Consider the following 18,776-nt stretch of genomic DNA (forward strand, 5'->3'; position numbering starts at 1 on the left):
CTTGTGTAAGGACTGGAAATCGCATGCATAAGAGATCTTTCTTCGATCCACAATAGAGGTAGTGGTTTAGAAGAAAGGAGACTCTACCGATGTATAAACGATTAAGTTCAGTTATGTTTCCGATATTTGCGGTTCTGCTGGTCGGTGCGCTCGTGTGGGGCTATCAGGAGAATCAGGAGAAGAATGCAATTCTGATCAAGGCAGAGAATCAATATCAGCGTGCCTTTCACGATTTATCTTTTCATATGGACAAATTGCATTCGGAGATTGGCAACACCTTGGCGGTTCACTCTACATCACAGGGGATGCATCGCAAAGGTTTGATGAATGTATGGCGACTCACCAGTGAAGCGCAGAATGAGATCAACCAACTGCCACTCACCATGCTGCCATTTAACGAGACAGAGGAGTTTCTCTCGCGTATTTCCAACTTTGCCTATCGGGCGTCGATGCGTGACTTGACGAACGAACCACTAAGTGAGAAGGAAATGGGCAACCTGAAAAAGCTGTATCAGAATTCATCCGAGATTACCAAGAATCTGCAGGATGTGCAGCAAAAAGTGCTGACGGACCGATTGCGCTGGATGGATGCAGAGACTGCCATGGCAACACAAGAGCAAACCATGGACAACACGATTGTTGATGGTTTTCGTACAGTGAACAAAAAGGTACAGGAATACCCGGAGCTTGATTGGGGTCCTTCCGTATCCAATATCTATGCAAAACGATCAGTCAAGAAACTGGGCGGCTTACCGGTGACCAAAGAACAGATTCAGAGCAAGGCTGCAAAATTCTCTGATGCGGATCGTAGCAAAATCCAAGTGCAGGAGAACGGTAAAGGAACAGACTGGGAGTCCTACACTGCCACGATTGATCATGCCAACAATGGCAAACTGATGATGGATTTCACTCGTAATGGCGGAATGCTGATCTCTTACAGTGATACGCGTCCAATCGGAACCAAAAAAGTGTCTCGTCAGAATGCCATGGCTAAAGCAGATCAATTTCTAATGAACAAAGGTTACAAAGATATGAAAGCTGTAAATTACGATGAATTTGGTAATTTGGGTAACCTTACTTATGTGCGTAAGCAAGGGGACACTTTGATTTATCCTGAGAAAATGTCAGTTCGTGTAGGACTGGATACAGGCGAAGTAACCGGCTTCCAGGCGAGTGACTTTGTGTACGAACATAATGACAAGCGCAAAATTCCGAAAGCAACTCTTACGGAGCAACAGGCGCGGAAAAAGCTTAATTCGGAGTTCGAAGAAAATTATGTTCGCAAATCCCTGATTGAGAATGATTACAGCAAAGAAGTGTTGTGTTATGAATTCGGAGGGAAAATTAACGGTTCTCGTTACCGGATATACATTAATGCGAATACAGGAATGGAAGAAGCGGTTGAAGAGATCAAACCGGTCAATGCAACCTCATAAAAAGATGGATAATCTGAATTTTAAGCTGTGCGAATAACTGCGGCAGACCACAATGTGGTCTGTTTTTTCTTGTTCAATGTGAGAAAGGTCATGGTATAATAGTCCTTGTACATACGAAGATAAATACATAAAGTGGCGGTGAACAGCTTGTTTCCGAAAATAAATGAAATTTTATACATCCAGATTGCTTCTGCAGATGAAAAAGAGGAACACAAAGAATACAAATCACGCATTGCAGATATGGATGACAGCAGTTTTCTGATTGAGGTCCCGATGCAACAAGGAAGCAGCCGTCTGAAAAGGCTCTTTTTCGGAGAGGAATTGTCCATTTCATATATTACGGAGGATGGGGTCCGGCATTATTTTAATACCTATGTCACGGGATTTGAGGAAGATGTGGTCCGTCTTGTCCGTATCCGCAAACCGCTTCCGAGCGATATATCCAAAATACAACGGCGCAGCTTTCTTCGTGTTCATGCAAACCTCGAATTGGCCATCCAGAGTGAAGATCTGACCCGTGCCGTCGGATTGACTGAAGATATTGGTGGCGGTGGATTGTCCATCTACGGCGAAACGGGGTTTTCAATAGCTGAAGGTCAAAAACTGAAATGCTGGTTGCTGGTTCCCTACCGGAATTCAACCATTGAACATGTGAATTTTGAAGCTGAAGTTGTGCGGATCAAAACCCTGGAAACCGGTAGACAGCTATGCATGCTGAAATTTGTGCAGATTTCAGATTCGGAGCGCCAGAAAATTATCAAGTTTTGTTTCGAACGACAATTGGACTACCGTACGAAATAGGAATGTTGTGGCATAAGAAGAAGGGACTGCGGGTACCGTAATGAAAAAACGGAGGCATTGCCATGAATCATCGTCAGGCAACCCGCAGATATGAACGACTTTATTATGTTTTCTCCAGGCGAATGGAACGAAAGGTTACGATTCTGATTACAGTCCTTCTAATCCTGCTTGTGGTATATCAATTGCTGCTGTTGGTACCAGGCTTCAAAAAGAATTTGACCACCATTGACCGCCTGGAAGGAACGCCAATTGAAGTGCAAACGATGAATGATTACGAACATCGTTGATTTGTCTGTTTTTGCATCCATGTGTAGAGTGTGGTATAATTTTCACGATGCAGGCAATGCCTGTTTTTTTATTGAGGTTTATCGTTTGAGGAGGAATGCCCCGTTGGCAAGCCAGAACACATCAGAGAACGGGAAAATGAACGTTGCAATTGACGGACCTGCCGGTGCCGGGAAAAGCACGGTGGCCCGATTGGTTGCAGAGGCGCTCGCGTATGTATACGTCGATACAGGCGCAATGTACCGTGCGGTAACCTTGCACATGCTTCGGAAAGATATTGCGCCGGAAGAAGTGGCACAGGTACTTCAGGAAGCCCAAAAGCTGGTCATTGATTTACAACCGGATCCCGACGGACAGAAAGTGTTCTGTAATGGGGAAGAAGTAACCTCGGAAATCCGCTCCCGTGAAGTGACGGGAATCGTGTCCCGATATGCGCAAATCGAGGGGCTGCGTACGCAATTAGTGGATACTCAGCGGCAAATGGCTTTGCGCAAGGGCGTCGTCATGGATGGACGCGATATCGGAACGACAGTACTGCCCGATGCGGAAGTGAAAATCTTCATGACTGCCAGTGTCGAAGAGCGTGCACTTCGCCGCTTCAAAGAACTGGACCCCTCTGAAGGACTGACGTTGCAACAGCTGGAGCGAGATATTGCCACCCGTGACAGATTGGATGAGAATCGGGAAATTTCCCCATTGCGTTGTGCTGAGGATGCTATCGTCCTTGATACAACGGAGATGAACATTCATGAAGTGGTTGACAAAATCGTATCTTATTGCACAATGGTCAGAGGAGAGATCGGTCTATGATTTACACATTTTGCAGCACATTACTGCGGATCATTTATACCATTCTTTTCCGATTGGAGGCCGTTGGACGGGAGAATATTCCGAAAGAAGGCGGCGTACTTTTATGTTCCAATCATATTAGTAACCTCGATCCTCCAACCGTTGGTATCAAAATTCGCCGTCAGGTGCGTTTCATGGCCAAAAGCGAATTGTTTGAAATTCCGGTACTCGGCCGAATTATTAAAGCCGTGGGCGCTTTCCCCGTTAAACGTGGAGGTGTCAGCAAGGAATCCATCAAAACCTCACTCAATATTTTGCGTGATGGTCAAGTGCTTGGAATCTTCCCCTCGGGAAGCCGTCACAATGATGGAGGTATCGGCAAAAAAGGGGCAGCGAGTTTTGCTCTCCGCAGTGGCGCTACAGTTATTCCTACTGCTATTATCGGTAACTACAAAGTTTTTCGTAAGATGAAAGTTGTATATGGAGCACCAGTAAGTTTGGACGAGTTCAAGGAAGACCCATCTGGAGAAGCTCTGGAGAAGGCGACTGAAAAGATTATGTCCAAGATTAACGAAATGGTGCAAACGGGCGTGCCAAGCAAGTAATGGCTTCGTCGGTAGCTGAGTGCATGTTTCCATATTTTTGAGGGAGACTAAAGTTTGAGCACTCAGTGATGAAAGTGTTTTGAACTCTGCTACAGGCAGGTTTGAATATAATGGGGTTTTTGAATTGAGGAGGGTATTTGACATGTCGGAAGAAATGAAAAATCAAGAAGCAACCCAAGATGAGTTGGATCAATTCGTTTCCTTGAAAAAAGGAGATACCGTAAAAGGAACCATCGTCAAATTGGAAGATAACCAAGCCTATGTGAGCATTGGATATAAATATGACGGTGTCATTCCAATTCGTGAACTGTCTTCATTACATGTTGACAGCGCGTCTGACGCAGTAGAAGTTGGACAAGAAGTTGAAGCTAAAGTTCTTAGCATCGACGACGAGAAAGAAAAACTCGTTCTGTCCAAACGTGCAATCGACAGCGAAAACGCATGGGATCAATTGCAAAAGCATTTTGAAGACCAAGACGTATTCGAAGTTGTTGTAGGTGATGTTGTTAAAGGCGGTCTGGTAGCAGACGTGGGCGTACGTGGATTTATCCCGGCTTCCATGGTTGAACGCCATTTCGTTGAAGACTTCAGCGACTACAAAGGACGCACACTGCGTGTTAAAGTGAAAGAGATCGACCGTGAGAACAACAAAGTGATCCTTTCCCAAAAAGACGTACTGGAGCAAGAATTCGAAGCAAACAAAGCTACAGTAATGGCTGGTTTGCAAGAAGGTCAAGTGATCGAAGGTACAGTACAACGTTTGACTCAATTCGGTGCATTCGTTGATGTGGGCGGAGTTGACGGTTTGGTTCACGTATCCGAGCTGGCTTGGACACACGTTGAAAAACCATCCGACGTACTGTCTGAAGGTGATAAAGTTAGTGTGAAAGTGCTGAAAGTTGACCCTGAAAAAGGCAAAATCAGCCTGAGCATGAAAGCTGTTCAACCAGGTCCTTGGGAAACAGCAAGCGAAAAATTCAATTCCAGCGATATCGTAACAGGTGTTGTAAAACGTCTGGTAGACTTCGGTGCATTTGTTGAAATCGCTCCTGGTGTTGAGGGACTTGTGCATATCTCGCAAATCTCCCACAAACACATCGGCACTCCTCATGAAGTGCTGAAAGAAGGACAGGAAGTTCAAGTTAAAATCTTGGACATGAACCCTTCTGAGCAACGTGTAAGCTTGAGCATCAAAGAAACAGAAGAAGCTCCAGCTCAACCACAAAAATCAGAAAGACCTTCAAGAAACAACGCTCCGCGTGAAGAAATCAACAATCCAAACGTTTCCTTGAACAATCAAGGTATGAGCACTACGCTTGGCGAACTGTTTGGAGACAAACTCAGCAAATTCAAATAAGTTAACAATGCATGGTTCTAAGTTATATACTGCATATTTTGCTGAATAACAAAAGCAAGATCGGCGAGCCCCAGGCGGGTTCGCCGATTGTTTTTATTGCGAGTAATTTGGCATGAAACGTTAGCCAAGACATTTCTTTTTTGCTATGATGAGTATCGTAAGTATGGACAGGAGGAGTGGAATGTATGGCAAGACCCGTTGTGGCAATTGTCGGACGACCGAACGTGGGTAAATCCACCATTTTCAATCGGATCATCGGCGACAGACTGGCCATTGTGGAAGACAAGCCGGGCATTACCCGTGACCGCATATATGGAATCGGTGAATGGAACGGTAAACCATTTAGTATCATTGATACAGGTGGTATCGAAATTGATGGTGAAGATGTAATTTTAAAATCGATTCGGATGCAAGCAGAGCTCGCTATTGAAGAAGCGGATGTTATTGTATTCATGTGTGATGCAAAAGCAGGTATTACGCAATCGGATGAAGAGGTAGCAGAGATGCTCTACCGCTCAGGCAAGCCTATTGTTGTAGCCGTTAACAAAGTGGATAATATCGGACGAAGTGAGCTCATTTATGAGTTTTATGGATTTGGTTTCGGTGATCCCATCGGCGTATCCGGAAGTCACGGTACAGGTGTAGGTGATTTGCTTGATGCAATTGTGGAGAAGTTGCCAGAACTTGAGGAAGAGACTTACGATGAAGATGTCATTCGTGTAGCTCTGATCGGACGTCCTAATGTGGGTAAATCTTCACTGGTTAACGCTATTCTGGGTGAAGAGCGTGTCATTGTAAGTGACGTGGCTGGAACGACTCGGGATGCAATTGATACACCTTTTGAAAAAGACGGCCAACGTTACGTGCTGATTGATACAGCAGGTATGCGTAAGCGTGGTAAAGTATATGAAACAACTGAGAAATACAGTGTAATGCGGGCTATGCGTGCGATTGAGCGTGCAGATGTTGTTCTGATTGTCATTAATGGTGAAGAAGGCATTATTGAACAGGACAAGCATATTGCAGGATATGCATTCGAAGCTGGTAAAGCATCATTGTTTGTTGTGAACAAATGGGACGTAGTAGAGAAGCATGACAAAACGATGAAAGAGTTTGAGAGAAAAATTCGGGATCACTTCCTGTTTATGACTTATGCTCCGGTCGTATTCTTGTCAGCCCTCACAAAACAACGCTTACAAAAACTGTTGCCGGTTGTGCAACGTGTAGCAGAGCAACACTCGTTACGTGTGCAGACACATCTGCTTAACGATGTGGTGTCTGATGCGGTTGCGATTAATCCTCCGCCAACAGATAAAGGACGGAGAATGAGAATTAACTATGTGACTCAGGTTGCAGTTAAACCGCCGACCATGGTTATTTTCGTGAACGACCCTGAGTTGATGCACTTCTCATATGAGCGCTATCTGGAGAATAAAATCCGTGCAGCGTTTGATTTCGAAGGAACACCAATTCGCATATTTACTCGGAAGAAGTCCGACGAAAGTTAGGGGAGAAGTGTGTGATTTTACAAATCGCAGCGATTGTACTGAGCTATTTGCTCGGTTCGATCAGCTTTAGTGTCCTCCTTGCCAAAGCGATACGGGGGATCGATATTCGTCAGCACGGAAGCGGAAATGCGGGAGCTACCAATACATTGCGTATTTTGGGTAAAGGACCGGCAATTGCTGTTCTGTTACTTGATGTACTTAAGGGTGTTGCAGCTGTATGGATAGGAATCTGGCTGAGCGACGGTTCTGCCTGGATTCCTGCACTCAGTGGTATAGCAGCCATTGCAGGACATAACTGGCCGCTTTACTTCCATTTTCGTGGAGGAAAAGGCATTGCCACAGCCATTGGTGTTCTGGTGAGTCTTGCTTTCCTACCTGCGTTATGTGCTGGGGTGATCGCCATTCTGTCTATTATATTGACACGCTATGTTTCATTGGGGTCTCTGATTTTTGTAGCATTTACACCCATCTTTATTCTGGTATTACCCGGATATTCAATGAATATCTTCTGGGGGAGTCTGATTATTTGTCTGTTTGCGTTCTGGAGACATCGTACCAATATTGCGAAGCTCGCCAAAGGACAGGAAAATAAATTGGGATCGAAAAACCCTGGAGGGGGTAAACGAGTTGTCTAAAAAAGTTGCTGTTCTGGTCGCTGGAAGCTGGGGAACGGCTCTGGCCAGTGTACTCGCTGCCAATCAGTTGGATGTGATGATGTGGACACGTGGTGAAGACCAGGCTAACGAAATCAATAACAAGCACACCAATACACGCTATCTTCCGGATGCGGAGCTTTCACCACGGATTCAAGCAACAACTGATATGGAAGCTGCGGTGGAAGGCGCTATAGCTGTGTTAATTGTTGCGCCTTCATCAGCCATGCGTGCAGTTACGAACCAGCTTAAGGCTTATTACAAGCCTGAGATGTTAGTCATTCATGCAACCAAAGGTTTTGAGACAGAAAGCCTTAAACGGATGTCCACAGTCATTTCAGAAGAGCTTGAATGTGAAGAAGGACGTGTTGTTGTTCTTTCTGGCCCAAGCCATGCGGAAGAAGTGGTGAAGCGTTGTCCAACGACAGTGGTTGTAGCTTCACTGGATAAGTCATCTGCCGAGTCTGCCCAAGCTTTGTTTATGAATGCCTATTTCCGGGTTTACACGAATCGTGACATGATTGGTGTTGAGCTGGCGGGTGCATTCAAAAATATCATTGCTCTTGGTGCAGGCATGTCGGATGGTCTTCAATTTGGTGATAATGCCAAAGCCGCTTTGCTAACACGCGGTTTGGCAGAGATCACACGTATTGGTGTTGAGATGGGAGCAAATCCGCTAACGTTTTCGGGACTTGCTGGAATCGGGGATCTGGTTGTAACGGCTACAAGTCAGCACAGTCGGAACTGGAGAGCAGGTTCCATGTTGGGCCAGGGACAGAAGCTGGATGATGTTCTGAAGTCCATGGGCATGGTTGTAGAAGGCATTCGAACTACACAAGCTGCCTACTTCATCTCCCAAAAATACGGTGTGCAAATGCCAATTGCGGACCAGTTATATCACGTTTTATTCCAGGAGAGACAGCCGCGTGATGCGGTTGAAGCCTTGATGGGACGTGACCCGAAGACTGAAATGGAAGTCATGAAACTTGAAACCTGGGAGCAATGGCATTCCTGATTGTAATCAGCCTAAGGGTACCTTGTGAAATAAGAAGCTTATTCACCTTTTCTGTAGCAGACTCATACTATACACATGAGTATTGCCGGAGGAGGGGAGACGAATGGGTAACAACATTTCGAAAGATGCACTGAATGCAATCAACAAGAAAACGGGTAAAACGATAACTGAAGGTGCCGTTAAGAAATTGGCAAGCACGGTGAAACCAACGACGATTCAGAATGAAGCTCAGTTGCGCCAGTTGATCAAACAAGTATCCGCCATGGCGAAAGTTCCGGTATCTGAGGATACGGTTAAGGATATTGTGAGTGCGGTCAAGAAAAGCGGATTAAATCCGAGCAGTATGGAATCGTTAATGAAAATGATGATGAAAAAATAATAGATCACACCTGCATGTACAGGTGATCCAGTAAGACAAAAAGACGAGTCGGCTTCTGCCGGCTTGCTTTTTTGTCTTTTTTTTGGAAAGTTGAGCTGAATTTCGTGTTATAATGGTTGCAATTGTCACAGTGTCAGTGATGAATATCGGACTGAAGGGGAGACTGCTGGATTATGAGCGCAATGGACAAGATGTGGCTGTCATTGGTGGCCATCCTCATTATGGGACTATCTGTATTCCTGATTACGTTTGCTCGTGCCAAAACAAAAGGTATTGTACGGGGGATTCTTTCTCTGATTGCATTTTTGATTATGCTGATTGGCTTTTTCGGTGGAATCGCTTCTCTGACCTGATTTCCCATGCCTGAAAGATAACATCCGCATAAGCGCATCATAAGAACTGACACAATGAACACGGATGAGGGGAGTGTGAGCCTATGGGGCCGCATGATACGGAGGGTCGGACAGAGCATTATCCGGAATTACACGCGGCTTTGCTGGAAACGGCCAAAGCCTGGAACACACAGCCACAGACATGGTTACTTGGAGGAAGTTGTGGGTTGCTGCTTCAAGGGGTGGAGTTGCAACAGGCTCCGAGAGATATTGATATCTATGCGGATGTCGCTGCTGCTAAAGAACTCCACCGTAGCGCTCCAGGGGAAATGCTTGACGAGCCTACAGTGGACAAGACGGGACCGTATGCTTCTCTGCTGAGCCACTATCAGGTGGGTGAATGTGCGCTGGAACTGGTTGGTGGTTTCGAAATATGGGCTCGCAAAAGTTGGTACCGCATCGAGATTGAACATGTACTTGCTCCGCATGCACCAGTAGCACAAGTGGGTTCATATACCCTGCGACTGATGCCGCTTGCGCATGAGCTGTTGTTTAATCTGCTACGAGGTCGTGAAGATCGTTATGTCCCCATTGCGACACAGATGCGACAGCAACCACATGCCCATCAACCTATAATGATGCTTTTAAGTCAACAAAATGTATGGACAAGCCGCTTCATAGCCGAAGTGGAAGAGCTTGTTGGCTTTGCATGGTCACAGTAGGGAGGAACATAATGGACTATAAAGTTACTTTTTTACCTATGAACAAATCGATAGCGCTCAAACCAGGGGCAACACTTCTGCATGCAGCACGACGTGCTGGAGTCAAGATTACGACCCGATGTGATGGTAAAGCGGCTTGCCTGATGTGCAAAGTGAATGTGGATGAAGAACATCGGGCGGAACTGTATCCACCAACAGATGCAGAAAAGCGCAAGCTGGGTTCACTGTTGGAAGCAGGTACACGACTGTCCTGTCAGGCCAAGGTGTGTGGATCTCTATCGGTTCATGTTCCAGAGGATCCGCTGAAGGCAGCCATTCGGAAACAACTGGAACGTCAACAAGAGGAAGACGACTGGTTCTGAGCGTTATGACATTGATTCTCTAATGAGTTATTCAAGGAGGACACGAATGATTAGGAACAAGGCAAAATGTGTGGAAGGAAGCAGACGGCAGCGTCTGAAACAACAGACGGGCGGTCTGCTGTTATTCCTGTTGTTTGCTTTTACAGCAAGTGGTTGTATGTATCCATCCCAGAGCAATTCGGACCCTAAGATAGCCTATCGGGAAAGCGTGAGCCGTATTCAGAGTGCGGTCGAGGCATTCCAGCAAGATGAGGGAATTTTGCCAATCATCAATGCAGATATGGAAACGCCAAAATATGAAAAGTTCAGAGTAGATCTGCCCAAGTTGAAACAACTGGGGTATCTGGATGAAATACCTGGGACTGCTTTTGAAAGTGGTGGGAGCGCTTACTTCCTTATTCAGGACGAAGAAGTGAATCCGACCGTTAAAGTGATGGATCTTCTGACCGTACAGAAAGTAAACGATGTGCAACGAATGGTTAATCAATATATGTCCGTACATAACAATAAGCTACCAAGCGGGGAAGAACTGTATCCGGGGTTATATGCTGTGGATATGGAGCAGGCTGCACAGGCGGGCACACCTTCCATTACGCTGAATAGTGTATATTCAGGTCAGGCGTTACCTTTTATGATGGATGACAAAGGCAAGGTCTATGTAGATTATGCTTTTGATATTATGCAGGCAGTGGAAAAGTCTGACGTGTCTCCAGCAGAGACTGAAGATGTTCGGGATTTGCTGGTGGAACACTCCTACTTCGTACCTGTAAAATCCGTTTTCTACAATTGGAAAAATAATGCGCCGGTTGCCCAGCCAATAAAATAAGCATGGTTGCAATTCAAATGATTTAGCTGTATTACCACCATGGCACTAATGGTTTCAAAAAGAGATATTCCAAATAAGGGATATCTCTTTTTTCTTTTGACCGTATGAGCAATAACCGTCATAAAAGCTTCATGGATCTCATAAAGTAGATTGAAATAAAGACGCGCAGTCCGAGATCGGGGGATTCTCCTAATGTCATCACCATAAGATAAAAAAACAAAAATACGCGTCATATTGCCGCATACGGATACATAAGATGATACTAGTCCAATTGCATGTACGAGTTAACGCCGCTCTCGCCGGTTTCATCAGAATGCAACGTTCGGCGGCGGACGACTTCCGGGCACTCACAAAGGCGGCTCTACCGTTGCAGGGATTTCAGTCTTCTGATTGAAAAAACGAAGCGGATGCTCTTTAGCATTTTTCCTTCGGAGTAATTTAGGGAGGGGATTTCATTGGAGAAAGTGGACATTTTTAAGGACATAGCTGAGCGGACCGGAGGGGATATTTATCTCGGGGTTGTCGGCGCAGTCCGGACGGGAAAATCAACATTTATTAAACGATTCATGGAAACGATCGTATTGCCTAACATCACAAGCGAGGCTGATCGTGCCCGTGCAGTGGATGAACTTCCACAAAGTGCGGCAGGCAAAACCATCATGACAACCGAGCCAAAATTTGTACCGAATAACGCAGTCCAGATCAAGGTGGCCGAAGGACTCGATGTCAATGTACGTTTGGTGGATTGTGTGGGTTACGCGGTGGAAGGAGCCAAGGGATACGAGGATGAGAATGGTCCACGCATGATCTCCACGCCTTGGTTCGAGGAACCAATTCCGTTCCAGGAAGCTGCCGAGATTGGTACTCGCAAAGTTATTCAGGAGCATTCTACACTGGGTGTTGTGGTAACAACAGACGGCACAATCGCCGAAATTGCCCGCAGTTCCTATGTGGAATCTGAAGAACGGGTCATTGCGGAATTAAAAGAAGTGGGTAAACCGTTTGTCTTGGTCATCAACTCCACTCGTCCTCGCAGTGAAGAAGCCCTGCAATTGCGTAGTGAGCTTGCTGCCAAATACGACATTCCGGTGATGACACTCAGTGCAGCGACCATGACGGAAGATGATGTGACGGGTGTACTTCGTGAAGTGCTCTATGAGTTCCCTGTGCATGAAGTGAATGTAAACTTGCCGAGCTGGGTTATGGTACTCAATGAGACTCACTGGCTGCGTAGCAACTACGAAAACTCCGTACGGGATACCGTTAAGGATATTCGAAGACTTCGTGATGTGGATCGGGTTGTCGCTCAGTTCATGGAATATGAATTCATTGATCGCGCAGGCCTGAGTGGCATGAATATGGGGCAGGGTGTAGCCGAAATTGACCTGTACGCGCCGGATGAACTGTATGATCAGATTCTCGTGGAAGTGGTTGGCATCGAGATTCGCGGTAAGGATCATCTGCTACAATTAATGCAGGAATTCTCGCATGCGAAGAGAGAATACGACCGCTTCGCAGAAGCGCTGGAGATGGTCAAAACGACCGGATACGGCATTGCTGCTCCATCTCTTGCAGAGATGGCTCTGGATGAACCTGAGCTCATACGTCAGGGCACCAAATTTGGCGTACGTCTGAAAGCAACGGCACCGTCCATTCACATGATCCGGGTTGATGTGGAATCGGAGTTCGCTCCAATCATCGGTACGGAGAAACAAAGTGAGGAACTGGTGAGATACCTGATGCAGGATTTCGAGAACGACCCGATCAAGGTATGGGATTCAGACATGTTTGGTCGTTCGCTGCACTCCATTGTGCGAGAAGGTATCCAGGGCAAGATTGCCATGATGCCGGATAATGCAAGATACAAATTGCAAGAGACGCTGGGAAGAATCATTAACGAAGGTTCGGGCGGCTTGATCGCTATCATTCTGTAAAACATCAAAAGACCGTAAGGGGGCATCCCCTCGCGGTCTTTTTTATGTGATTTCTTTATTTTGGATGAAATGGATAGGAAGAATAGTACTTTCGAAAAAACTTAGCGAGTTTTAGCTTTAAATTGCTAAAACCCATTTACATACTAGGGATTAGCCGTTATATTAATATTCAACTATTGTGATTGAGATCACAGAGAGTGGACAGGGGGATACAGAGATGAAAAGAAAAGAGACAAAATGGGTATGGTTGAGTGTGTTATTAGTATTTACATTGGCGCTGTCCGCTTGCGGAATCAAAAAAGAACCGGCAGCCACTCCGGCTTCGGGTGCATCAGATGATAAACCAAAAACGGAAGCGGTCACAGGCCCACTTAGCGGCAAGCGGATTGCACTTATTATGGAATTCAATACAGGTACTTTCTCGCAGCAATATGTGCAGGGTGTAAAAGAAGAAATCGAAAAATTCGGTGGAGAACTGACAACGTTTGTTGCCGATAATGACAAAGCAAAGATGGTATCCTTGCTTGATAGCGCTATTAACCAAAAATTCGATGCCATTCTCACGGATCATGGGGATTCCCTATTAGAGCCAGGCGTGAAGAAGGCAGTAGAACAGAAAATACCAGTGGTCGTGTTTGACGCAGCTATCAGTGTTCCAGGAGCTACAGTCCTGTCGCAGGATGACCAGAAGATGGCTGAGCTGACGCTGGAGCAAATGAAAAAAGATATCAATGGACAAGGCAATATTGTCAAAGTATGGGTAGCTGGTTTTGCACCGATGGAACGCCGTCAGATAGCATATGGTGAATTCATGAAAGCAAATCCGGACATCAAGGAAATAGCTACATTCGGTTCTGCACAGAACCCGGCGCTGGATACTCAAGCCAAAATGGAAGCTATTCTCAAGCAATATCCAAAAGGTGAGATTACAGCTGTATGGACTGCATGGGATGAGTTCGCCAAAGGTGCAGCGCGTGCGGTTCAACAAGCTGGACGTGACGAGATCAAAGTGTATGGTATCGATATGAGTGACGAGGATCTGCAAATGATTCAGGACCCGAAAAATCCTTGGGTTGCTTCTGCGGCTGTTGATCCAACGGATATTGGTCGCGTCCAGGTACGTTATGCTTATCAAAAACTGAACGGGGACGAGACGGAAGATGCAGTTGTGCTTAACCCGGTCTATGTTCAACGTGAAGCTCTGCCAGATAAACAAATCTCCACTTCGGAGCTGTCAGAGTTCGTTGAAGGATGGGGTGGCAGCACACAAGGAATCAAGGACTGGATGAGCGAATACGGAATTACTGCTAAATAAGCAGCGTATGGGAAGCGCGCCGCAAGGCGCGCTTTTTTCAAACAAATGAAGATATGTATGGTCTGGATGAAAAAAGGGATGCTCCCGGAAGGGAACGATTGGAGGTTAACATCATGAGCACTGCACCGATTCTGCTTCAAATGGAACACATCCACAAGCAGTTTTCAGGTATACCTGCACTGAAGGATGTGGATTTCTCTGTAAAAGGCGGGGAGATTCATGCGCTGCTGGGTGCCAATGGTGCCGGGAAGAGCACGTTAATGAAGATTTTGTCGGGTGCCTATCCATTGGATCAGGGGACGATTCAATTGAGTGGACAAGCGCTTCATTTAAGTTCTCCGGGAGACGCTAAGGCAAGTGGGATTCACTGTGTCTATCAGGAAGTGGATGCGGCACTGGTACCACAGCTGACGGCTGCGGAGAACATTATGCTGGATCAGTTGGCCTCATCTGCTGGAGGTTGGTGGAAAAGTCCACGGAAGCTGCAACAGCGCGCGGTTGAGGCGTTGAAGCAATTAGGGACGGACATATCCGTTCACCAAAAAGTGGCCGATCTGACACTTGCAGAGAAACAGATGATACTGCTGGCACGGATTTTGATCCAGGATGCCAAAGTCATCATTTTTGATGAACCGACTGCACCGCTGAGCCAGGAAGAAACGGATGCATTTTTCCGAATTGTTCATCTCCTGAAGGATCGGGGCGTAGCCTGCATTTTCATTACCCATCGTCTTGCTGAAGTGACGGGTCACTGTGATCGCGTTACGGTTATGAGAGATGGGCAACACGTATTTACCGGTGAAGCAAAGGGACTGACGATCAACGATTTGGTTACACAGATGCTGGGCAAACCATTCGAAGAAGAGTTTCCGAAGACGGAAGCGCCCGTGGGGGAACTGCTGTTGGAGGCGCGTGGGCTTCGTCGTGGAGTGAAGGTCAAAGGTGTTAACCTCTCTGTAAGCCGAGGTGAAGTCCTCGCTGTGGTGGGTCTGGTAGGCGCGGGTAAAACGGAAAGCTCTCGTTTGCTGATTGGTGCAGATCGGCTGGAGGGAGGCGAGATCCGGCTTAACAACCGTAATCTCCGCCTGTCTCAGCCTGCGGATGCGGCGGCTCTGGGGATTGTTTCTGTACCGGAGGAGCGACGTAAACAAGGAATCTTGATTCAGGAGAACGTGGAACGGAATTTGAGCCTGCCTTTGCTTAGTCGTCTTAGTACATTAGGTTTCGTAAGCCGCAAGCGGGAACGTCTGAATGCAGAGTCATTGGTGAAACAGCTTGGAATTAAAACATCGTCCGTGAAACAGGAAGTGAAATATCTAAGCGGTGGTAATCAGCAAAAGGTAGCCATTGGTAAATGGCTTAATGCGGAAGCGGATGTATTTATATTTGATGAGCCAACCAAAGGCGTAGATATTGGGGCAAAAAGTGACATTTTTCGCATCATCAATGAACTGGCTTTGGCGGGTAAGGGGGTAATCTATTTCACCTGTGAACTGGATGAAGGCATGGGAATTGGTGACCGAATCGCTGTCATGTGCGAAGGTGTTATCGTAAAAGAGTTCAAACGAGGCGAGACTAACCAAGAACAGCTGCTATACTATGCAAGCGGTGGACAAGAGGTGCAATCATGAAGGATAAATCACTGGATTTTGCGTTCCGTTACGGGGCGATTATAGTCATCATAGGTGTTATTGCATTTTTCGGCATTAAATTGCCTTATTTCTTTACGTACAGTAACTTGACCGATATTTTGGGCTCGATCTCTATCGTTACGTTTGTAGCGATCGGTGTTACGTTATCTCTCATTGTTGATGGATTTGATCTCTCGGTAGGGGCGACTGTCTCATTGACGACCGTCGTTACTGCTTCGTTAATGATTTGGTATCAACAACCACTGGCAATTGTAATTATTGTGCCTCTAATCATTGGCGCTGTTATTGGTTTACTGAACGCTTTGCTCATTGTAAAATTGCGTATTCCGGATTTGCTCGCCACCCTTGCCACGATGTACATCATCGGAGGTATTCACAAAACGTATGCACAGGGATATACCATTTACAATCACATGCAGTTCCCTGACGGGAGCAAAGCTGCGGGAGAGATGGACCCGACATTCCTGCTTATTGGGCAGGGTAAATGGCTTGGTATGCCGATATCGGTTATCATGCTACTTATTGCGGTAATAGGTGTGCATATCTTTTTGACGTATACGAAATATGGTCGCCAGATGTACATTACAGGGGGTAATGAGGAAGCTGCACGGTTGTCTGGAATCAAGGTGAAAAAGGTGCGTACACTCGCCTATGTAGCCGCTGGAGTGTTTGCAGCAATCGGGGGTATCATCTATGCTTCCAAAGTAGGATCTGGGCAAATCGATGCGGGATCACCGTTGTTAATGGAATCCGTAGCTGCAGTATTTGTCGGTTTCTCTGTGTTTGGTGCGGGTAAACCAAATGTCATCGGAACCTTCATTGGGTCGGTTCTGATTGGTGTTCTTGTGAACGGGTTGACGATGATGAACGTACAGTATTTCACACATGATATTGTAAAAGGTGGGGTACTCGTACTTGCCCTGGCGGTTACATTTTACGTCTTAAACCGCAACCGGACTTGAAATTGTGGGCTGTCTGTATTAGTATGAAATTTGTTCGGCGTCTGAAATCCCTGTGGTTTCAGGCGACATTCTGCCGAAAATGACTGTTGACCGCAGGCGGAGATTTGTGTTCAGCGCTCAAGATGTACGTAGATTTTTTGCGTATGAACGTATATTTCGCTATAAAACGGAAACACAGTATAACATTCAGGACATTGATACAGGAGGTGAAAAACAAATGAACAAATCAGACTTGATTACACACGTATCTGAAGCGACTGAATTGTCCAAGAAAGATGTAACGAAAGCGGTTGATGCCGTATTCGAAGCAATCTCTGAGGCTCTTCAAAGCGGAGATAAAGTACAATTGGTTGGTTTTGGGAACTTCGAAGTTCGCGAGCGCTCTGCACGTAAAGGACGCAACCCGCAAACAGGTGAAGAAATCGAAATTCCTGCGAGCAAAATTCCTGCATTCAAACCAGGTAAAGCGCTCAAAGACGGAATTAAATAAGATTTCTACATATTCCATATGTCGACAAAAAGACCGTGACTTGTTCACGGCCTTTTCTTTTGCCCTTTAACGATGATTCTTGCGGTTATCCGAGTGCTCAGGATCCTCCGGTTGCCCGGTATAAGCAACCAGAATGAGTTCTTCGCCAGCAGCTGCAGACAGATGCTGTTCGATTTCTTTTAACTGATGAATATGCTCGTCTGTAAGTGCGGCAGGGGTGTACTTCATACAGATTCTCCTTTCTGTGGCTGTACAACTGTAGTATGACCCGAGGGTAGCCGATTCTTACGGTCATTCGTATAAGGCGCAGGTTGACAAATGAAACAATCTTAATCATCATTAACGCTATCGAACTAAAGAAGGGGACATGCGTGATGGATCATCCAACCGGCAATGATTATATTGTAATTAAGGCAGAGGAAAATGGTGTCCAGGTGATCGGATTAACCCGAGGTCAGGATACACGTTTTCACCACACCGAGAAATTGGACAAGGGTGAAGTGATGTTTGCCCAATTTACCACCCATACTTCAGCTATTAAAATCCGGGGCAAAGCCACGCTGATTACCAAGCATGGACAGATTGAATCGGAGTAATGACAGATTGAATACATTCAAATGAAGATTGCAGGCATAGCCTGCTTTTTTTCATTGTACAATGAGGTATGAGCCTTTACCGGACAGACTACACTAACAGGTAAAGGCAGGGAGGCGTATATGAAACCGCGGATGATTGTTACTGCTTCAATACTGGCAACGGTTGCGGCGGTCTTTCTGCTTGTTGCGATACAAACCTTACATATGCGTACATGGGGCGGGGACAACGTACAGACTGCCTCTGCATCACATCATCCAGTTCAGCTAACGAATGACAATCTGGTTGATGTGCTAAGCTCCATGCAGCTATCAACTCCCATTGCAAGAGTGGAATGGAAACAGTCCATTTTGACACTGGACCTCAAAGTTAAAGGAACGGGTACAAGTTACACTGAAATCTATGAGAACATGGCAACTGTGGCGGATCTGGGCTTTCGGAGTCTGGATAACGTGGATCAGGTGCTGCTGCGTGTGATGGCAGAAGATGAATGGATGCATAAACGACATCTGTTGCTTGCTGCTGATATTCGGCGTGGAGAGTGGCCTCTGTATGCGATTGAAACATTACGGAACTGGAAAAGTGCGGCCTTTTCAGATGAATTAAAGGACTGGTTTCATTTGATGGAGACCGAACTCTGGAAGAAGCAATTCGAAATGACAAGTCAGGGGTAATAGAATAGCAGGATTCAGTGCGTGCCCGTTCAACATATGCTATAATATATAAGATTGTAGTGCAGAAATGGTTTAACAATGTTAA

The 18,776-nt window shown here is 46.0% G+C and carries 22 protein-coding genes; 21 read left to right on the forward strand and 1 reads right to left on the reverse strand.

Features of this window, described 5'->3' with window-relative positions:
* The first annotated feature begins 89 nt into the window (after positions 1–89).
* From ypeB to IFU39_RS00860, 19 genes are all read left to right on the forward strand, one after another.
* Positions 90–1,436 (forward strand): germination protein YpeB, encoded by a 1,347-nt coding sequence (gene ypeB / locus IFU39_RS00770; RefSeq protein ID WP_091018059.1) that lies wholly within the window; start codon positions 90–92, stop codon positions 1,434–1,436.
* Between the two features lie 147 nt (positions 1,437–1,583).
* Complete coding sequence (locus IFU39_RS00775; protein WP_017687679.1) at positions 1,584–2,237, forward strand: flagellar brake protein; 654 nt, start codon at positions 1,584–1,586, stop codon at positions 2,235–2,237.
* Between the two features lie 62 nt (positions 2,238–2,299).
* On the forward strand, positions 2,300–2,524 hold the full coding sequence (locus IFU39_RS00780) for a hypothetical protein (RefSeq protein WP_105599426.1): 225 nt from the start codon (positions 2,300–2,302) through the stop codon (positions 2,522–2,524).
* Positions 2,525–2,627: 103 nt separating this feature from the next.
* On the forward strand, positions 2,628–3,332 hold the full coding sequence (cmk, locus tag IFU39_RS00785) for a (d)CMP kinase (RefSeq protein ID WP_076209905.1): 705 nt from the start codon (positions 2,628–2,630) through the stop codon (positions 3,330–3,332).
* Positions 3,329–3,916 (forward strand): lysophospholipid acyltransferase family protein, encoded by a 588-nt coding sequence (locus IFU39_RS00790; protein WP_105599424.1) that lies wholly within the window; start codon positions 3,329–3,331, stop codon positions 3,914–3,916. Before cmk ends, IFU39_RS00790 begins: the two co-directional genes overlap by 4 nt.
* Before the next feature lie 142 nt (positions 3,917–4,058).
* A complete protein-coding gene (gene rpsA, locus IFU39_RS00795; RefSeq protein WP_036607712.1) occupies positions 4,059–5,273 on the forward strand; it encodes a 30S ribosomal protein S1 in 1,215 nt (404 codons plus the stop codon).
* Between the two features lie 185 nt (positions 5,274–5,458).
* Positions 5,459–6,781 (forward strand): ribosome biogenesis GTPase Der, encoded by a 1,323-nt coding sequence (gene der / locus IFU39_RS00800; RefSeq protein ID WP_076209907.1) that lies wholly within the window; start codon positions 5,459–5,461, stop codon positions 6,779–6,781.
* Between the two features lie 11 nt (positions 6,782–6,792).
* A complete protein-coding gene (gene plsY, locus IFU39_RS00805; RefSeq protein ID WP_091018054.1) occupies positions 6,793–7,416 on the forward strand; it encodes a glycerol-3-phosphate 1-O-acyltransferase PlsY in 624 nt (207 codons plus the stop codon).
* Positions 7,409–8,449: an NAD(P)H-dependent glycerol-3-phosphate dehydrogenase gene (locus IFU39_RS00810; RefSeq protein WP_091018053.1), complete on the forward strand. Its 1,041-nt coding sequence runs from the start codon at positions 7,409–7,411 to the stop codon at positions 8,447–8,449. The genes plsY and IFU39_RS00810 overlap by 8 nt, the downstream gene beginning before the upstream one ends.
* A gap of 103 nt (positions 8,450–8,552) precedes the next feature.
* The gene (locus IFU39_RS00815) at positions 8,553–8,828 is read left to right on the forward strand and encodes a stage VI sporulation protein F (protein ID WP_017687687.1); all 276 of its coding nucleotides are present in this window, start codon (positions 8,553–8,555) and stop codon (positions 8,826–8,828) included.
* A 173-nt stretch (positions 8,829–9,001) separates the two neighbouring features.
* Positions 9,002–9,181 (forward strand): DUF2768 family protein, encoded by a 180-nt coding sequence (locus IFU39_RS00820; protein ID WP_017687688.1) that lies wholly within the window; start codon positions 9,002–9,004, stop codon positions 9,179–9,181.
* Between the two features lie 83 nt (positions 9,182–9,264).
* Positions 9,265–9,882 carry a hypothetical protein gene (locus tag IFU39_RS00825; RefSeq protein WP_105599422.1) on the forward strand — a complete coding sequence of 206 codons (618 nt, stop codon included), beginning with the start codon at positions 9,265–9,267 and terminating at the stop codon, positions 9,880–9,882.
* 11 nt (positions 9,883–9,893) lie between these two features.
* Positions 9,894–10,244, forward strand: a complete 351-nt coding sequence (locus IFU39_RS00830) for a 2Fe-2S iron-sulfur cluster-binding protein (protein WP_105599420.1) — start codon at positions 9,894–9,896, stop codon at positions 10,242–10,244.
* Between the two features lie 46 nt (positions 10,245–10,290).
* Entirely contained in the window at positions 10,291–11,070 is a 780-nt protein-coding gene (locus IFU39_RS00835; RefSeq protein ID WP_105599419.1) for a hypothetical protein, read from the forward strand.
* Between the two features lie 455 nt (positions 11,071–11,525).
* Positions 11,526–13,004, forward strand: a complete 1,479-nt coding sequence (spoIVA, locus tag IFU39_RS00840) for a stage IV sporulation protein A (RefSeq protein WP_091018048.1) — start codon at positions 11,526–11,528, stop codon at positions 13,002–13,004.
* Positions 13,005–13,221: 217 nt separating this feature from the next.
* Positions 13,222–14,319 (forward strand): sugar ABC transporter substrate-binding protein, encoded by a 1,098-nt coding sequence (locus IFU39_RS00845; RefSeq protein ID WP_105599417.1) that lies wholly within the window; start codon positions 13,222–13,224, stop codon positions 14,317–14,319.
* Positions 14,320–14,432: 113 nt separating this feature from the next.
* The gene (locus IFU39_RS00850) at positions 14,433–15,950 is read left to right on the forward strand and encodes a sugar ABC transporter ATP-binding protein (RefSeq protein ID WP_105599415.1); all 1,518 of its coding nucleotides are present in this window, start codon (positions 14,433–14,435) and stop codon (positions 15,948–15,950) included.
* Complete coding sequence (locus IFU39_RS00855) at positions 15,947–16,933, forward strand: ABC transporter permease (RefSeq protein WP_017687695.1); 987 nt, start codon at positions 15,947–15,949, stop codon at positions 16,931–16,933. The genes IFU39_RS00850 and IFU39_RS00855 overlap by 4 nt, the downstream gene beginning before the upstream one ends.
* A gap of 217 nt (positions 16,934–17,150) precedes the next feature.
* Positions 17,151–17,423 (forward strand): HU family DNA-binding protein, encoded by a 273-nt coding sequence (locus tag IFU39_RS00860; RefSeq protein WP_024630670.1) that lies wholly within the window; start codon positions 17,151–17,153, stop codon positions 17,421–17,423.
* A 66-nt stretch (positions 17,424–17,489) separates the two neighbouring features.
* Here IFU39_RS00860 and IFU39_RS00865 read toward each other — a convergent pair whose 3' ends face one another.
* A complete protein-coding gene (locus IFU39_RS00865; protein ID WP_179198574.1) occupies positions 17,490–17,651 on the reverse strand; it encodes a hypothetical protein in 162 nt (53 codons plus the stop codon).
* A gap of 146 nt (positions 17,652–17,797) precedes the next feature.
* On the opposite strand from IFU39_RS00865, the gene mtrB reads away from it, so the two are divergent.
* Complete coding sequence (mtrB, locus tag IFU39_RS00870; protein WP_017687697.1) at positions 17,798–18,019, forward strand: trp RNA-binding attenuation protein MtrB; 222 nt, start codon at positions 17,798–17,800, stop codon at positions 18,017–18,019.
* A gap of 120 nt (positions 18,020–18,139) precedes the next feature.
* Positions 18,140–18,691 carry a hypothetical protein gene (locus tag IFU39_RS00875; protein ID WP_105599413.1) on the forward strand — a complete coding sequence of 184 codons (552 nt, stop codon included), beginning with the start codon at positions 18,140–18,142 and terminating at the stop codon, positions 18,689–18,691.
* Positions 18,692–18,776 lie beyond the last annotated feature (85 nt).

It is taken from the genome of Paenibacillus sp. CFBP 13594 (assembly GCF_014842675.1).
Taxonomy (GTDB): domain Bacteria; phylum Bacillota; class Bacilli; order Paenibacillales; family Paenibacillaceae; genus Paenibacillus; species Paenibacillus amylolyticus_B.

Coding starts and splice junctions, on each gene's coding strand:
- IFU39_RS00850 (WP_105599415.1), top strand. CDS start 14,433: ATGAGCACTGCACCGATTCTGCTTCAAATGGAACACATCCACAAGCAG.
- IFU39_RS00820 (WP_017687688.1), top strand. CDS start 9,002: ATGAGCGCAATGGACAAGATGTGGCTGTCATTGGTGGCCATCCTCATT.
- IFU39_RS00865 (WP_179198574.1), bottom strand. CDS start 17,651: ATGAAGTACACCCCTGCCGCACTTACAGACGAGCATATTCATCAGTTA.
- IFU39_RS00845 (WP_105599417.1), top strand. CDS start 13,222: ATGAAAAGAAAAGAGACAAAATGGGTATGGTTGAGTGTGTTATTAGTA.
- mtrB (WP_017687697.1), top strand. CDS start 17,798: ATGGATCATCCAACCGGCAATGATTATATTGTAATTAAGGCAGAGGAA.
- IFU39_RS00780 (WP_105599426.1), top strand. CDS start 2,300: ATGAATCATCGTCAGGCAACCCGCAGATATGAACGACTTTATTATGTT.
- IFU39_RS00875 (WP_105599413.1), top strand. CDS start 18,140: ATGAAACCGCGGATGATTGTTACTGCTTCAATACTGGCAACGGTTGCG.
- IFU39_RS00835 (WP_105599419.1), top strand. CDS start 10,291: ATGATTAGGAACAAGGCAAAATGTGTGGAAGGAAGCAGACGGCAGCGT.
- der (WP_076209907.1), top strand. CDS start 5,459: ATGGCAAGACCCGTTGTGGCAATTGTCGGACGACCGAACGTGGGTAAA.
- IFU39_RS00860 (WP_024630670.1), top strand. CDS start 17,151: ATGAACAAATCAGACTTGATTACACACGTATCTGAAGCGACTGAATTG.
- IFU39_RS00830 (WP_105599420.1), top strand. CDS start 9,894: ATGGACTATAAAGTTACTTTTTTACCTATGAACAAATCGATAGCGCTC.
- IFU39_RS00855 (WP_017687695.1), top strand. CDS start 15,947: ATGAAGGATAAATCACTGGATTTTGCGTTCCGTTACGGGGCGATTATA.
- ypeB (WP_091018059.1), top strand. CDS start 90: ATGTATAAACGATTAAGTTCAGTTATGTTTCCGATATTTGCGGTTCTG.
- IFU39_RS00815 (WP_017687687.1), top strand. CDS start 8,553: ATGGGTAACAACATTTCGAAAGATGCACTGAATGCAATCAACAAGAAA.
- IFU39_RS00790 (WP_105599424.1), top strand. CDS start 3,329: ATGATTTACACATTTTGCAGCACATTACTGCGGATCATTTATACCATT.
- IFU39_RS00825 (WP_105599422.1), top strand. CDS start 9,265: ATGGGGCCGCATGATACGGAGGGTCGGACAGAGCATTATCCGGAATTA.
- rpsA (WP_036607712.1), top strand. CDS start 4,059: ATGTCGGAAGAAATGAAAAATCAAGAAGCAACCCAAGATGAGTTGGAT.